The organism is Streptococcus sp. 20925_1_44 (assembly GCF_041432435.1).
Classification (GTDB): Bacteria; Bacillota; Bacilli; order Lactobacillales; family Streptococcaceae; genus Streptococcus; species Streptococcus infantis.
In genome coordinates, this window is the sequence record NZ_JAPVZQ010000003.1 from 105,158 (window position 1) to 120,110 (window position 14,953).

Genomic DNA, 14,953 nt, shown 5'->3' on the forward strand with positions numbered 1-14,953 from the left:
GAGTGACTCCTAGCCTTATTTGATAGATAAATAAGGAAAAATAAATATGAAGAAGATAGTTATCGGTACAGTTGCGCTCCTATTTTTGCTAGCTGGCTGTGGACAGAAAAAAGAGTCTGCGGAACCTTCTAAAGATACAACGACAGAAGCTCTTCAATCAACTTTGCCTGTTCTAGAAAATGCCAATAACAATACAGTTGTAACAAAGACGCTTGTTCTACCTGCTGACGAAAATGGGGTTCAACAAACCCAGACCATTACCTATAAGGGCAAACAGTTCTTGACCTTAACGATTCAGCAAAAACGACAAGTTTCAGAAGACCTCAAGAACTTTATTGCAGAGCATGGATTAGAGGAAGCAAAAAAGGCCTTGAAAGAAGGAGAAGACAAGGATGAATCGGTCCAAGAAGCACGGAAAATTCCTGGATTTAACATTGAAACCAATCTTTTAAGTGAAACCGAGATTGAAACAAAAACAAGTTATGATTTTCAAGTTCTAGACGTTAAAAAGGCAAGCGAAAGCGAATATTTAAAAAATGTGGGATTAGAAAATCTACTAAAAAACGAACCAGAAGAATATATTGAAAATCGAGTTGCAAGTGGCGCGACTGTCCAGTAAGGAAGTCACAGAAAATCAGCAAAATCAGGCTATGTCATTTGTAGAATGGCTGTGAATGTGCTATAATAGTACTATTCTAAGGAAAGAGGGTGTTAGAATGGGATTTACTGAAGAAACCGTACGTTTTAAATTGGATGATTCCAATAAAAAAGAAATTAGTGAAACATTGACAGAAGTCTATGCTTCATTGAATGAGAAGGGGTATAACCCTATTAACCAAATTGTGGGCTATGTTCTCAGTGGAGACCCAGCCTACGTTCCTCGTTACAACAACGCAAGAAATCAAATCCGTAAATACGAACGCGATGAGATTGTTGAAGAATTGGTCCGCTACTACCTTAAGGGACAAGGAGTCGATCTATAACCAATGAGAATTATGGGGTTGGACGTTGGTTCCAAAACAGTAGGAGTAGCGATTAGCGATCCGTTAGGGTTTACAGCACAAGGGCTCGAAATCATCCAAATCAATGAAGATCAAGGAGAGTTCGGCTTTGAACGACTCAAGGAATTGGTTGACACCTATAAGGTGGAGCGCTTTGTTGTTGGTTTACCTAAAAATATGAACAATACCAGTGGACCTCGGGTGGAAGCGAGTCAAGCGTATGGAGCAAAACTGGAAGAACTCTTTGGTTTGCCAGTGGAGTACCAGGATGAGCGCCTAACCACGGTTGCTGCTGAGCGCATGTTGATTGAGCAAGCAGACATTAGTCGCAATAAGCGTAAAAAAGTTATTGATAAATTGGCAGCTCAGTTGATTTTGCAAAATTATTTAGATAGAAAATTTTAAGACAGAGGAGAAACTATGTCACACGATCACAACCACGATCACGAAGAACGTGAACTTATTACACTTGTAGATGAGCAAGGAAACGAAACTTTATTTGAAATCCTTTTGACTATTGACGGAAAAGAAGAATTTGGTAAAAACTATGTTCTTCTTGTACCAGTTAATGCAGAAGAAGATGAAAACGGTGAAGTTGAAATCCAAGCATACTCATTCATCGAAAATGAAGATGGAACTGAAGGTGAATTGCAACCAATCCCTGAAGATTCAGAAGATGAATGGAACATGATTGAAGAAGTCTTCAACAGCTTTATGGAGGAGTAAAAATGTTCAGTGAACATTTTTACCCTTGCGATAGAAATGAAGACCGCAAGTCAGTCCAGGGGATGTTTTTAGCCCAACTCCTAGAAACTAGAAAGAGTTGGAACATCCGGGGGACGTTTTTAGCCCTGCGCTAGAAAATAGAAACGCAGGTAGTCTGGGAGACTGTATCAGCCCAGTTCCTTGAAATAAGAGAGAACTGGTAAGTCCAGTGGACGTTTTTAGCCTGACGCTAAAAATAAAATTTAGCTAGGGATTAGCTAATTAGGTAAGAGGTTGGGATAAGAATCCCGGCCTCGCTTTTTATTAGCCATCAAATTTTGACGCGGTAGCTGATTGGACTTTTTGTTCGTCTTTTAGACTACAAAAAGATCCTAATCAGCCTCGCGGGGCTGGGACTACGAAATCGAGACTTCGTCGATCGATTTCTGTCCCACCGCCTTTTTTGTTAAGGAGATAAGCATGATTGAAGTAGAAAAATGGCTTCATAGTCGGATTGGCTTGAATTTTAGATCAGGATTGGGACGGATGCAAAGAGCGGTAGATTTGCTGGGGAATCCTGAGCAAACCTATCCAATTATCCATGTGACAGGGACAAATGGCAAGGGCTCAACTATTGCTTTTATGAGGGAGCTTTTTGTTGCCCATGGGAAAACGGTTGGTACCTTTACTTCGCCCCACATTGTCAGCATCCATGACCGTATCTGTATTAATGGTGAGCCTATATCGGACACAGATTTTATTCGTTTAGCAGATCAAGTCAAAGCAATGGAGCAAAGACTTTTAGAAACCCACGATCAGCTATCTTTTTTTGAGTTGCTGACCTTGATTGCTTTGCTTTATTTTAAAGAGCAAGAAGTAGATTTGGTCCTACTGGAAGTTGGGATAGGTGGACTTCTTGATACCACTAATGTGGTGACAGGAGAAATTGCAATCATCACATCAATCGGCCTCGATCACCAGGAGACTTTGGGCGATAGTTTAACAGCAATTGCAGAGCAGAAAGCAGGAATTTTTAAGCCTGGGAAATCAGCTGTGATTGCAAATCTAGCACCGGAAGCCCAACTCGTTTGTCAAAAAATTGCCACTGATTTGGGTGTAAGTCTCTACCAAGCTAATAAAGATTTTTCTTTCCGAAATGGGAACTTTTCTTCCTCTCTAGCTGACTTTAACCACCTAATATTGGGACTGGAGGGAGCATATCAGGAGGAAAATGCAGCTCTTGCCTTACAGGCTTTTCTACTATTTATGGCACAAAGAAACGAGAAAGTAGATCAAGAAGCAGTACGTGCTGCCTTGCAAGCTACTAAATGGGCTGGAAGGCTAGAAGCTGTCACTGAGCACATCTATTTGGATGGGGCTCACAATTTACCAGCTCTAGAGCGTTTGGTTGAGTTTATCCAAGAAAAAATCCAGCAAGGGTATCAGCCTCAAATCCTATTTGGTGCCCTAAAGCGGAAAGATTATAGTGGAATGCTTACTTATTTAACAGAGCATTTACCTGATGTAGCTCTCTATGTTACGAGTTTTGACTATCAGGGTTCCTTGGAAGAGCAAGACTTTGGAGATTATACAAGCATTGCTTCCTATCGAGATTTTATAGATAATTTTGAAGCTTCTGCACAAGAGAAAGACTTGCTATTTGTGACAGGCTCTCTCTATTTTATATCTGAGGTTCGCGCTTGTCTTATGAAACAAAAGTCATTTGATTGACCCTCCTATCTTTATTTGTTATAGTAAAGGTGTGGTGGCTCAGCAGGGTTATTCTGATTTTAAGCCACTAAAAGAAAGGAGCCATCATGTCACTAAAAAAATTCACACTTTCTCTTGCTTCTTTGGCAAGTCTTAGTCTCTTAGTTGCATGTTCGCCAAAAGAGCAAGCAATTCCTTCAACTCAAGCAAGTACTAGTACGGAAGTAACGACTGCTCAGTCAGCAGAAACGACTGTTTCTAGTTCGACTGCTAGCTCAGTAACCAACATTGATGGGACCTATAAAGGGCAAGATGAGGGAGATAGCATTACTCTCGTAGTTACTGGTAATACTGGAACATGGACAGAAGTAGAACCTGATGGTGATCAGGAGATTAAAAAGGTCACCTTCGAACCAGAAAGTCAGAGAGTCTTTATTGGAGATGATATCAAGGTTTATGTAGCTGATGGCAATCAAATTATTATTGATGATATGGATCGCGAAATTTCTGATCGTATCGTTCTAAAAAAATAGACATCTTTTGTAAGGATTTGAATCTCGTTAACACGGATTCGGGTCCTTTTTTCTTTAATCGATTTTTGGCAAAAAAAAAAATCCATACGATTAAGGTAGCTATTTTCTACCAAAAAAGTATGGAGGGATAGTTTTTATTAAAGGAACTGCTCTTGTAAAAAGTGAGCGACTCCGTCTTCTTCGTTGGTTAGTGGTAATTGCTCGTCTGCGAAAGAGAGTAGAGCGGGATTAGCATTTTTCATGGCATATCCTCTACCTGCAAAGGAGAGCATTTCTTGGTCATTGTGTTCGTCACCAAAGGCAATCAGGTTCTGTCTGTCTATATTCATGACATTGAGGAGGTATTCAAGGGCAAAGGCCTTGTGAACACCTTTTGTAGTACATTCAAGAATGTTCAAGGGACCGCCCCAAGTATTGATATTGAGCTGATGCTTGTAAAAGCTAGTCATCTCTTCTGCTAGTGCATATTTATCGTCTGCCCTAGTTTGTAATAAAATACAGTTAGGCCCCTTAGTCACTAAGTCAGACTTGAATTGATTTTCAGGGCGAAAGTTTTCAACACCAAACAATTTAGGATCTGCAATTTCCTTGTCCGGGGATGTAATGTAAAAATTTTTACGGTATTCACCTGCGATAAAGTCTGCCTCGATATCCTCTTTTCGTTTTACGATATCTAAGAGATATTTTTTGTCCACAGTAAGGCATTTTTCATGTTGCCAAGCCCTACCAGGTAGGTGAGTGAGCGAACCGTTGAAGTTAATCATAGGAGTCTCGAGTTCAAGTTGGTCATAAAAATCTTTGGCCATACGATATGGGCGACCAGTTGCGATAACCACATGGTGGCCTTTCTTAGAAATTTTTTTAATGGTTTCTTTTGTAAAGTCAGAGAGTTTGCTTTCTCCATTAAGTAAGGTACCGTCTAAGTCCACGGCAATTATTTTTTTAGTCATAAAATCCTCCCGAATTTAGTTTCAGATAAGATGTTTCCTATTATATCAAAAAGCTGAAAGAAAAGCTGACTATAAGCAAAAATAAGAAGAATCATATCCTTTAAGAATTTTTAAAAATAGGAAAAACAGCTTGAAAATGTGAATGATTGATGATATAATAGTCATATTGTTCGTAAAATGACAAAGGAGATTAAAAATGGACAAATTATTTAAACTAAAAGAGCACGGGACAGATGTCCGTACAGAGGTGCTTGCTGGTTTAACAACTTTCTTTGCAATGAGTTATATTCTCTTTGTAAACCCTCAAATGCTTTCGCAAACAGGAATGCCTGTTCAGGGTGTATTCTTGGCAACAATCATCGGTTCTGTAGTAGGAACTTTGATGATGGCTTTCTATGCTAATTTGCCATACGCACAAGCTCCAGGTATGGGACTTAATGCTTTCTTTACATTTACGGTTGTATTCGGAATGGGCTATACTTGGAAAGAAGCTCTTGGGATGGTCTTCATCTGTGGGATCATTTCTCTGATTATCACCTTAACCAATGTTCGTAAAATGATCATTGAGTCTATTCCTGCAACTCTTCGTTCAGCAATTTCAGCTGGTATTGGTGTTTTCCTCGCCTATGTTGGTATTAAGAATGCTGGTCTCTTGAAATTCTCAATTGACCCAGGAACTTATACTGTAGCAGGTGAAGGAGCAGATAAGGCTCAAGCAGCGATTACTGCAAATGCAGCAGCTGTTCCAGGATTGGTAGATTTCAATACTCTAGCAGTATTGGTAGCTATTGCAGGTCTTGCCATTACAATCTTCTTTGTTGTCAAAGGTATTAAAGGTGGAATCATCCTTTCTATCTTAACAACGACAGTCCTTGCGATTGCGGTTGGTCTTGTTAATTTGTCAGGAATCGATTTTGCTAGCAACAATCTTTCAGCAGCAGTTAATGACCTAGGAACTTTATTTGGTGCAGCCCTTGGTTCAGAAGGTTTGGGTTCTCTGATTTCAAATACTTCACGTTTACCTGAAACCTTGATGGCCATTCTTGCCTTCTCATTGACTGATATTTTTGATACAATTGGTACTCTTATCGGTACAGGTGAAAAAGTTGGGATCATCGCATCAAGTGGTGAGAACAATGAATCAGCTAAATTGGATAAGGCTCTATATTCTGACTTGGTGGCGACATCAGTTGGTGCCATTGCAGGTACTTCAAACGTTACAACTTATATTGAGTCAGCAGCAGGGATCGGTGCTGGTGGACGTACTGGATTGACAGCCTTAGTTGTTGCTATCTGTTTTGCTCTATCAAGCTTCTTTAGCCCACTTCTTGCCATTGTGCCTTCAGCTGCGACAGCACCAATTTTGATTATCGTCGGAATTATGATGCTCTCTAACTTGAAAAACATTCCTTGGGATGATATGTCAGAAGCTATTCCAGCCTTCTTCACATCTATCTTTATGGGATTCAGTTACTCCATTACACAAGGGATTGCTGTTGGTTTCCTAACTTACACTTTAGCGAAGATTGTTAAAGGTCAAGTTAAGGAAGTACATGTCATGATCTGGATTTTAGACGCTCTGTTCATCTTGAACTACATCAGCATGGCTCTTAACTAATGATAAAAACTTAAAAAAAGAAGGAGGATTCTCCTCTTTTTTTATTACTAGAAATGTCGCAAAAGAAAACTTTTTGGTATAATAATAACATGCACATAAAAAATGAAGATGAACTCATTGCTCTTGGACAAGAGTTAGGTTCTTTACTAGAGAAAAATGATGTATTGATTTTGACTGGTGAATTAGGTGCTGGGAAAACAACACTTACAAAAGGTCTAGCTAAAGGACTAGGGATTCATCAAATGATCAAAAGTCCTACTTATACCATTGTTCGAGAATATGAAGGACGCCTACCCTTATATCACTTGGATGTTTACCGCATCGAAGGGGATGCAGATTCAATCGACCTTGATGAATTTCTTTTTGGTTCAGGTGTGACGGTTATTGAGTGGGGACACCTATTAGGCGAGGCTCTCCCATCAGACTATCTGGAATTAGAAATTCTTAAAGATGGTGAGGGCCGTGAAGTTGTCTTTCATGCTCATGGTCAACGAGCGACAGAACTCTTGCAGAGGTTGACAGATGGAGTATGATTTATTAATTCGTGAAGCAGAAGCCCAAGATGCTACAGAACTTATTGCACTTTTGGATCAGATTGGTCATGAATCTAGTTTTACCAGTCTGGATGAAAATGGAATTGCAATGAGTGAATCTGAGATGCAGCGTTTTATTAACAAGCAGGCCCAGTCGGATAATCAGATTACTTTACTAGCTTATTTGAATGAAGAATTGGCAGGAGTGATCAATATAACGGCTGATCAACGTCCACGAGTTCGGCATATTGGGGATATCTTTTTGGGTATTAAAAAAGCCTATTGGGGAAATGGTCTCGGTAGTATCTTGATGGAAGAAGCTATTGAGTGGGCCCAATCGAGCGGAAGTATTCGCCGCTTACAATTGACAGTTCAAAAACGAAATCTGGCAGCTGTTCATCTATATAAAAAGCTGGACTTCATCATCGAAGGCCAGCAGGAACGCGGCGCTTGTATAGAAGGAGGAGAGTTTCTTGACGTTTACCAAATGGGTCGACTGATAGACAAATAAATATATGGCAAAAAAAATAATCGGAATGTTTTTAGGCTTTGTTCTTGTGACAGTGCTTGGTGTGGGAGCTTATGCCTATACTATCTACCAACAAAGTACACAGACTTTAGCCAAAACTTATAAACAAATCGGAGAAGAAACCAAGGTTATCGAGGCAACTGAACCATTGACAATCCTTCTTATGGGGGTAGATACGGGGAATGTTGAACGTACAGACCCATGGGCAGGAAATAGTGATTCAATGATCTTGGTAACAGTGAATCCGAAAACCAAGAAAGTCGTTATGATGAGTTTGGAACGTGATATTCTGACACAAATCCAACAACCAGATGGTAGTGTTAGAGAAGCTAAACTCAACGCTGCCTATGCTGATGGTGGGGCAGAGCTTGCCATTTCGACCATTCAAAAAATGATGAATATCCACATCGACCGCTATGTGATGGTCAATATGCACGGTCTTCAAAGAATGGTTGATGCTGTCGGAGGTATCACAGTAAACAACACTCTAGGTTTCCCAATCTCTATCCAAGACCAGGAACCATTTAACACGATTTCTATCGGTGTTGGGGAACAAACCCTAAATGGTGACGAGGCGCTAGTATACTCACGCATGCGCTATCAGGATCCAGAGGGAGACTACGGTCGTCAGAAACGTCAGCGCGAAGTCATCCAAAAGATTGTTGAAAAAATTCTTAGTTTGAATAGTGTCAGCCACTACCAAGAAATTTTGAAGGCTCTTAGCGATAACATGCAGACAAATATCGAGATTACGACAACAACGATTCCTCAGTTGATGGGCTATCAAGATTCCTTTAAGAATATTGAGTCTCAGCAATTACGTGGAGAGGATGCAATGATTGACGGAGTATCTTACCAAATCGTGACATCTGAGCATATGTTAGAGATGCAAAATCTTTTACGTCGTTCATTGGATAAGCCAGAAGTGACCGAATTGGAGACAAATGTAGTCTTATATGAAAATATTTATGGGCGTTTACCACAAACAACTGGTTCTGTTGCAGATCAAGAACAACAAGGCCAACAAGTACAACAAGAACAATAAGAAATGAATACTAAAATCGTAGGAATTTTCCTGCGATTTTTTCAAAGAAATCCGAATAGATAGGTAGGAGGAAAAAATGAAAGCGGAAATCATAGCTGTTGGAACAGAGATTCTAACAGGTCAAATTGTCAATACCAATGCTCAGTTTTTATCTGAAAAGTTGGCTGAAATCGGTGTTGATGTCTACTTCCAAACGGCTGTAGGAGATAATGAGGCTCGTCTCTTATCCTTGTTGGAGATTGCTAAGAATCGTAGCAATCTGGTTATCCTAACAGGAGGACTGGGACCGACAGAGGATGACTTGACCAAACAAACCTTGGCACAATTTCTAAGGCGTGATTTAACTTTTGATGCTCAAGCGCAGGCTAAATTAGATAATTTCTTTGCTCATCGACCGGACTATGCCCGAACTCCAAATAATGAACGCCAAGCTCAAATCGTTGAGGGTTCAATCCCGCTACCTAATGAAACAGGACTAGCAGTCGGAGGCATGATTGAGGTGGCTGGCGTGACCTATGTCGTCCTACCAGGTCCGCCAAGTGAACTGAAACCCATGGTTTTAAATGAATTACTGCCAAGATTGACAACTGGAGCTAAGTTGTACTCACGTGTGCTTCGTTTCTTTGGCATTGGCGAGAGCCAGCTAGTAACGATTCTGTCGGATTTGATTGAAGAGCAGACAGATCCAACCTTGGCCCCTTATGCAAAAATAGGAGAAGTGACTCTGCGTTTGTCTACCAAGGCTCGCAGTGAGGGCGAGGCTAGAAAAGCTTTGGATAATCTGGAGGAAAAAATTCTTGCTCGCCAGACTTTTGAAGGTGTTGCTTTAAAGGATATTTGCTATGGTTATGGTGAGGAAGCGAGTCTAGCTAGTGTAGTTGTTGAGGAGTTGAAAAAGCAGCATAAAACCATAACGGCTGCGGAAAGTTTGACAGCAGGGCTTTTTCAAGCAACTTTGGCAGACTTTTCGGGAGTGTCAGCTATCTTTAAAGGTGGTTTTGTCACTTATAGTCTGGAAGAAAAGGCTAAGATGTTAGATATTCCACAAGTAGAGTTGGAAAAACATGGAGTTGTTTCAGCCTTTACGGCGGAAAAAATGGCAAATCAGGCACGGCTTAAAACTCAATCAGACTTTGGAGTTAGCTTGACAGGTGTGGCTGGTCCGGATAGCCTAGAAGGGCATCCAGCAGGGACAGTTTTCATCGGCCTATCTCAAGCATCAGGTACCGAAGTCATTCAAGTCAATATAGCTGGAAGAAGCCGAGTGGATGTTCGTAAGATTGCAGTCATGCATGCTTTTAACTTGGTTCGCAAAGCTTTATTAAGTGACTGACTTTTGATATAATAGAATAAGGTTCTTAGAATCATTAAAATATAGGAGAACAAAATGGCGAAAAAACCAACAAAAAAATTAGATGAAATTGGAAAAAAATTTGGAGCTGATCGTGAAAAAGCTTTGAATGATGCCCTTAAATTGATTGAAAAAGACTTCGGTAAGGGTTCAATCATGCGCTTGGGTGAGCGAGCAGAACAAAAAGTGCAAGTGATGAGTTCAGGCTCTTTGGCACTTGATATTGCACTCGGTTCAGGTGGTTATCCAAAGGGGCGTATCATCGAAATCTACGGTCCAGAGTCATCAGGTAAGACAACAGTTGCCCTTCACGCTGTAGCGCAAGCACAAAAAGAAGGCGGAATTGCAGCCTTTATCGATGCGGAACACGCTCTTGACCCAGCCTATGCAGCAGCTCTTGGGGTTAACATTGACGAATTGCTCTTGTCACAACCAGACTCAGGTGAGCAAGGTCTTGAAATTGCAGGGAAATTGATCGACTCAGGTGCGGTTGACCTTGTGGTTATTGACTCAGTTGCAGCTCTTGTACCTCGTGCGGAAATCGATGGAGATATCGGAGATAGCCACGTTGGTCTTCAAGCTCGTATGATGAGCCAAGCTATGCGTAAACTCGGTGCTTCTATCAACAAGACAAAGACAATTGCTATCTTCATCAACCAATTGCGTGAAAAAGTAGGGGTTATGTTTGGAAATCCAGAAACAACTCCTGGTGGACGCGCCCTTAAATTCTATGCTTCAGTCCGTTTGGATGTGCGTGGAAGTACACAAATCAAGGGAACTGGTGACCAAAAAGATACGAATGTTGGTAAAGAAACTAAGATTAAAGTTGTGAAAAACAAGGTGGCTCCACCGTTCAAAGAAGCTCTTGTTGAAATCATGTATGGTGAAGGGATTTCTAGAACTGGTGAACTCTTGAAGATTGCTAGTGATTTGGATATTATCCAAAAAGCAGGTGCTTGGTACTCATACAAGGGTGAAAAAATCGGACAAGGTTCTGAGAATGCTAAAAAATACTTAGCAGATCACCCAGAAATCTTTGATGAAATTGACCACCAAGTTCGTGTTCAATATGGTTTAATTGAAGAGGAAGAAGGCTCTAAAGCAAGTGCAGCAGCTGATGCAGATTCTAACCAAGAAGTAACACTTGATTTGGGCGACGCTCTTGAAATCGAAATTGAAGAATAAAAAGAAAAGTAGCAGTAAAACTGCTACTTTTTGTTTCATGATGACTAGTGGTCACTAAAGCGTCGGTATTCGATACGAAAGTCGAAGTAGTTCTCTTCTTGCAATTTTTGAAAGATGTTCCGATAGGCCTCTTCATCAAAGTGGTCGCCACGATAGAGAATTTCGAAACTCATTCCCTCGTATTCCAAGAAGGCGTTGGCAGTTTTAAAGCCATTTTGTAAGTAAAAGTCCATGCGGGCTTTTCGTTGTTCGAGATTGTCACAGTCTTCATCTAATCGCTCCACTTCAAGAATCATGGTACGCTGGTAAAAATCAATGAGTTTTTCAATGATTTCTCTCCCGTACCCATGACTGCGGAGATGGGGCATAATGGCAAAGAAGCTAATGTAGAAAGCTTTTTGATTAGAAATGGCAAAAGCGAAGCCGACAAATTCTTCTTCGTTATAAAAGGCGAAAAAGTGGGCGTCATCTCTATCCTGGTAACTTAAAAATTCCTCCAAAGAGACGCGTTCTTCTTCAGGGAAGGCCTCCTTGTTTAATTGTTCCACTTTCTCAAGGTCTGGGAATACATTTGTAATTAACTGACTTGTTAAGCTCATACATACCCTCCTTTTCTGTCACGATTATACCAGATTGTTTACATATAGGCAACGCTTTCTTAAGGAAACTCCCTTGTTCCTCAACTTGAAAGCTGATATAATAGCCTTATGAATAAAAAATCAACGGTGGACTTGATTCATGGTCCCATTCTTCCTTCACTGATTAGTTTTGCATTACCGATTCTATTGTCCAACATCTTTCAGCAACTCTACAATACAGCTGATATTTTGATTGTTGGGCGTTTTTTGGGACAAAATTCCTTGGCGGCAGTCGGAGCTACGACAGCTATTTTTGATTTGATTATTGGCTTTGCTCTCGGAGTCGGAAATGGGATGGGAGTTGTTATTGCTCGGCTTTATGGTGCTCGTAATTTCACAAAGATTAAAGAGGCTGTCGCAGCGACTTGGATTTTAGGTGCAATCCTGAGTGCTCTTGTCATGCTGATGGGTTTCTTCGGCCTTTATCCGCTCTTACAATATCTCGAAACACCTGCAGAAATCCTCCCCCAATCCTATGAATACATCTCAATGATTGTTAGCTGCGTGGGAGTTAGCTTTGCTTATAATCTCTTTGCAGGATTACTACGCTCGATTGGTGATAGCCTTGCGGCACTTGCTTTTCTTATCTTTTCAGCCATTGTTAATGTCATTCTAGATTTATATTTTATTACACAACTGCAGTTGGGGGTTCAATCTGCAGGTCTTGCAACTATCATCTCGCAAGGTTTGTCCGCTATTCTCTGTTATTTCTATATCCGCAAGAGTGTTCCAGAGCTTCTTCCAGAACTTAAGCATTTCAAATGGAACAAGGCTCTCTATGTTGATCTCTTGGAGCAGGGGCTAGCCATGGGGCTGATGGGTTCAATCGTCTCTGTCGGAAGTGTCATCTTGCAATCCTCTGTTAATGGCTTTGGAGCAGTTATTATCAGTGCCCAAACGGCAGCACGTAGAATTATGGCTTTTGCTCTATTGCCAATGACGGCAATTTCGGCTTCTATGACGACTTTTATCTCTCAAAACTTTGGGGCAAAACGTCCAGATCGTATCGTCCAAGGTCTTCGTTTAGGGAGCTATTTGAGTATGGCTTGGGCAACCTTTGCTTGTGTGTTCCTATTTTTTGCAAGTCCTAGCCTAGTTTCTTTCTTAGCGAGTTCAACAGATGGTTACTTGATTGAAAATGGGACCTTGTACCTACGTATTAGTTCTGTTTTCTATCCGTTTTTGAGTCTTTTGTTGATTTATAGAAATAGTTTGCAGGGACTCGGTCAAAAACTCTTACCCCTCATATCTAGTTTTATCGAATTTATCGGGAAAATTGTTTTCGTCGCTTGGATTATTCCTTGGGCAGGTTATACAGGTGTGATTCTATGTGAACCGCTACTTTGGCTTGTTATGACTGCACAGCTTTATATCTCACTCTCTCAGCACCCTTGGATAAAAGAAGGCAAGAAAATCTTGGCTGTCGGCGGACAATCCTAGCTTCATTTATAAAAGAAAAATCCATTTCCTCTAGTGAAAATCGACTAGACTTGTGTTATAATAAGAAAGATTAAAATGTGAAAAAAGGAGATTCCTAATGGGACGTAAATGGGCCAATATCGTAGCCAAGAAGACGGCTAAAGATGGAGCTAACTCTAAAGTATATGCAAAATTTGGTGTAGAAATCTATGTAGCAGCTAAAAAAGGTGATCCAGATCCAGAATCAAACTCAGCTTTGAAATTCGTTATCGACCGTGCTAAACAAGCGCAAGTGCCAAAACACGTTATTGATAAGGCTTTGGATAAGGCTAAAGGAAATACAGACGAAACCTTTACAGAAGGACGTTACGAAGGCTTTGGGCCAAATGGTTCAATGCTCATCGTGGATACCTTGACTTCAAACGTTAACCGTACAGCTGCTAATGTCCGTGCTGCCTTTGGTAAAAACGGCGGAAACATGGGAGCTTCAGGTTCAGTATCTTACCTCTTTGACAACAAGGGTGTCATCGTATTTGCTGGTGATGACGCTGATGCTATCTTTGAACTCTTGCTTGAAGCAGATGTCGATGTAGACGATGTAGAAGCAGAAGAAGGAACAATCACTGTTTACACAGCTCCAACTGACCTTCACAAAGCCATTGTGGCTTTGCGTGAATCTGGTATCGAAGAATTCCAAGTAACAGAACTTGAGATGATTCCTCAATCAGAAGTTGAGTTGTCAGGGGATGACCTTGAAACCTTTGAAAAACTTTATGGCGTTCTTGAAGATGACGAAGATGTCCAAAAAATCTATACCAATGTAGATGGATTCTAATAGAAAAGCGAACAGCCTTAATAGCTGTTCGCTTTTTTGTTATGTTAAACTTTCACTCCATCATCAGTTTTCTCTTTTCTATCCAAGCCTAGGGCAAATTTTCGGATGAGAAGAAACTGGCCGTTTTCCTGCTTTGCGAAAGTGAGTACGACTGTCTTGGTGTTTGAACCGAGGGATAGATAGGTGATTTTCTTAATGTCGTAATCACCTGAGGTTGACTCAATTTCAGAATCTGGTAATCCATGCTTGCTGATGATATCTTTGTAGTTGGAGCCGCCTTTTCCTCTGTTTGCAGTGTCTCCCTCTATCAAAGCATCGAACTGCTCCTGGGTCCAAGAGAAGGTACCGGTATCTTCGATATCCTCTTCATCATGATTCTCGTCTGGTTTATAATCTGGTAATTTTCCAAATTCCTCATCCTCTGTTAAAGAGGTCAGACTTCTATATGGGTGTCGAAAGTTTTTAGCCAAGTCAGTAAAGACACCAGAAGGTAATACTTGCGTCATTAAGACAAGAAAAATGGATAGAATACCTAGGCTTGTTCCGATAATAGCCAATATTTTACGATTTTTGAGATTAAGGCCAATACCAAAAATGCCTAGGGCGATAGCAATAATGGCAAAGAAAAAGGCTAGAATGCTAATGATTGGTAGCCAGGAACCAAGAAGGGCCAGGGTTCCAAAGATGATGGCAAAGATTCCTAAAATTTTCTCTTCTTTATGTTTCATTTGTAAGTTTCTCATTTCTAATCAGGGTGTATTCTTATAGGTGTGAGATAGTGTTTATTATAGATAAAATAAGAGCTGATGTCAATTACTGCTTAGATAGTTCTCATTGAAACTTAAATGTTCTTATGAGAACTATTTTTACTTAGAAGGGAGAAAGAATGGATAAACCGATG

The 14,953-nt window shown here is 40.5% G+C and carries 17 protein-coding genes; 14 read left to right on the plus strand and 3 right to left on the minus strand.

What is annotated here, in order from left to right; genetic code table 11:
• Positions 1–46: 46 nt before the first annotated feature.
• The 6 genes from O3643_RS04815 to O3643_RS04840 all read left to right on the plus strand — a co-directional run bounded on the left by O3643_RS04815 (position 47) and on the right by O3643_RS04840 (position 3,949).
• A complete protein-coding gene (locus O3643_RS04815; RefSeq protein ID WP_006149217.1) occupies positions 47–619 on the plus strand; it encodes an SP0191 family lipoprotein in 573 nt (190 codons plus the stop codon).
• 97 nt (positions 620–716) lie between these two features.
• Positions 717–983, plus strand: coding sequence for an IreB family regulatory phosphoprotein (locus tag O3643_RS04820; RefSeq protein WP_004250500.1), 267 nt, complete (start codon positions 717–719; stop codon positions 981–983).
• Positions 984–986: 3 nt separating this feature from the next.
• The gene (gene ruvX / locus O3643_RS04825; protein WP_006152930.1) at positions 987–1,406 is read left to right on the plus strand and encodes a Holliday junction resolvase RuvX; all 420 of its coding nucleotides are present in this window, start codon (positions 987–989) and stop codon (positions 1,404–1,406) included.
• A 15-nt stretch (positions 1,407–1,421) separates the two neighbouring features.
• Positions 1,422–1,727, plus strand: a complete 306-nt coding sequence (locus O3643_RS04830; protein ID WP_000017624.1) for a DUF1292 domain-containing protein — start codon at positions 1,422–1,424, stop codon at positions 1,725–1,727.
• 459 nt (positions 1,728–2,186) lie between these two features.
• Complete coding sequence (locus O3643_RS04835; protein ID WP_371500221.1) at positions 2,187–3,437, plus strand: folylpolyglutamate synthase/dihydrofolate synthase family protein; 1,251 nt, start codon at positions 2,187–2,189, stop codon at positions 3,435–3,437.
• An 86-nt stretch (positions 3,438–3,523) separates the two neighbouring features.
• The gene (locus O3643_RS04840) at positions 3,524–3,949 is read left to right on the plus strand and encodes an SP_0198 family lipoprotein (protein ID WP_371500223.1); all 426 of its coding nucleotides are present in this window, start codon (positions 3,524–3,526) and stop codon (positions 3,947–3,949) included.
• A 137-nt stretch (positions 3,950–4,086) separates the two neighbouring features.
• On the opposite strand, the gene O3643_RS04845 is transcribed toward O3643_RS04840, so the two are convergent.
• Positions 4,087–4,899: a Cof-type HAD-IIB family hydrolase gene (locus tag O3643_RS04845; protein ID WP_371500225.1), complete on the minus strand. Its 813-nt coding sequence runs from the start codon at positions 4,897–4,899 to the stop codon at positions 4,087–4,089.
• Between the two features lie 196 nt (positions 4,900–5,095).
• Here O3643_RS04845 and O3643_RS04850 point away from each other — a divergent pair, with 196 nt between their 5' ends.
• The 6 genes from O3643_RS04850 (at position 5,096) to recA (ending at position 11,160) form a co-directional block, all read left to right on the plus strand.
• A complete protein-coding gene (locus tag O3643_RS04850; RefSeq protein ID WP_371500227.1) occupies positions 5,096–6,517 on the plus strand; it encodes an NCS2 family permease in 1,422 nt (473 codons plus the stop codon).
• A gap of 89 nt (positions 6,518–6,606) precedes the next feature.
• Complete coding sequence (tsaE, locus tag O3643_RS04855) at positions 6,607–7,050, plus strand: tRNA (adenosine(37)-N6)-threonylcarbamoyltransferase complex ATPase subunit type 1 TsaE (RefSeq protein WP_371500229.1); 444 nt, start codon at positions 6,607–6,609, stop codon at positions 7,048–7,050.
• Positions 7,040–7,561 (plus strand): N-acetyltransferase family protein, encoded by a 522-nt coding sequence (locus tag O3643_RS04860; RefSeq protein ID WP_371500231.1) that lies wholly within the window; start codon positions 7,040–7,042, stop codon positions 7,559–7,561. Before tsaE ends, O3643_RS04860 begins: the two co-directional genes overlap by 11 nt.
• Positions 7,562–7,565: 4 nt before the next feature.
• The gene (locus O3643_RS04865; RefSeq protein WP_371500233.1) at positions 7,566–8,624 is read left to right on the plus strand and encodes an LCP family protein; all 1,059 of its coding nucleotides are present in this window, start codon (positions 7,566–7,568) and stop codon (positions 8,622–8,624) included.
• Positions 8,625–8,700: 76 nt separating this feature from the next.
• A complete protein-coding gene (locus O3643_RS04870) occupies positions 8,701–9,957 on the plus strand; it encodes a competence/damage-inducible protein A (RefSeq protein ID WP_371500235.1) in 1,257 nt (418 codons plus the stop codon).
• A gap of 54 nt (positions 9,958–10,011) precedes the next feature.
• A complete protein-coding gene (recA, locus tag O3643_RS04875; RefSeq protein WP_006149228.1) occupies positions 10,012–11,160 on the plus strand; it encodes a recombinase RecA in 1,149 nt (382 codons plus the stop codon).
• Between the two features lie 44 nt (positions 11,161–11,204).
• On the opposite strand, the gene O3643_RS04880 is transcribed toward recA, so the two are convergent.
• Complete coding sequence (locus O3643_RS04880; RefSeq protein ID WP_371500237.1) at positions 11,205–11,759, minus strand: GNAT family N-acetyltransferase; 555 nt, start codon at positions 11,757–11,759, stop codon at positions 11,205–11,207.
• Positions 11,760–11,867: 108 nt separating this feature from the next.
• On the opposite strand from O3643_RS04880, the gene O3643_RS04885 reads away from it, so the two are divergent.
• Both O3643_RS04885 and O3643_RS04890 read left to right on the plus strand, forming a co-directional pair.
• Entirely contained in the window at positions 11,868–13,238 is a 1,371-nt protein-coding gene (locus O3643_RS04885) for an MATE family efflux transporter (RefSeq protein WP_247913152.1), read from the plus strand.
• Between the two features lie 97 nt (positions 13,239–13,335).
• Positions 13,336–14,052, plus strand: coding sequence for a YebC/PmpR family DNA-binding transcriptional regulator (locus O3643_RS04890; RefSeq protein WP_074324471.1), 717 nt, complete (start codon positions 13,336–13,338; stop codon positions 14,050–14,052).
• Positions 14,053–14,096: 44 nt separating this feature from the next.
• On the opposite strand, the gene O3643_RS04895 is transcribed toward O3643_RS04890, so the two are convergent.
• Complete coding sequence (locus tag O3643_RS04895) at positions 14,097–14,780, minus strand: hypothetical protein (protein ID WP_371500240.1); 684 nt, start codon at positions 14,778–14,780, stop codon at positions 14,097–14,099.
• Between the last annotated feature and the right edge of the window lie 173 nt (positions 14,781–14,953).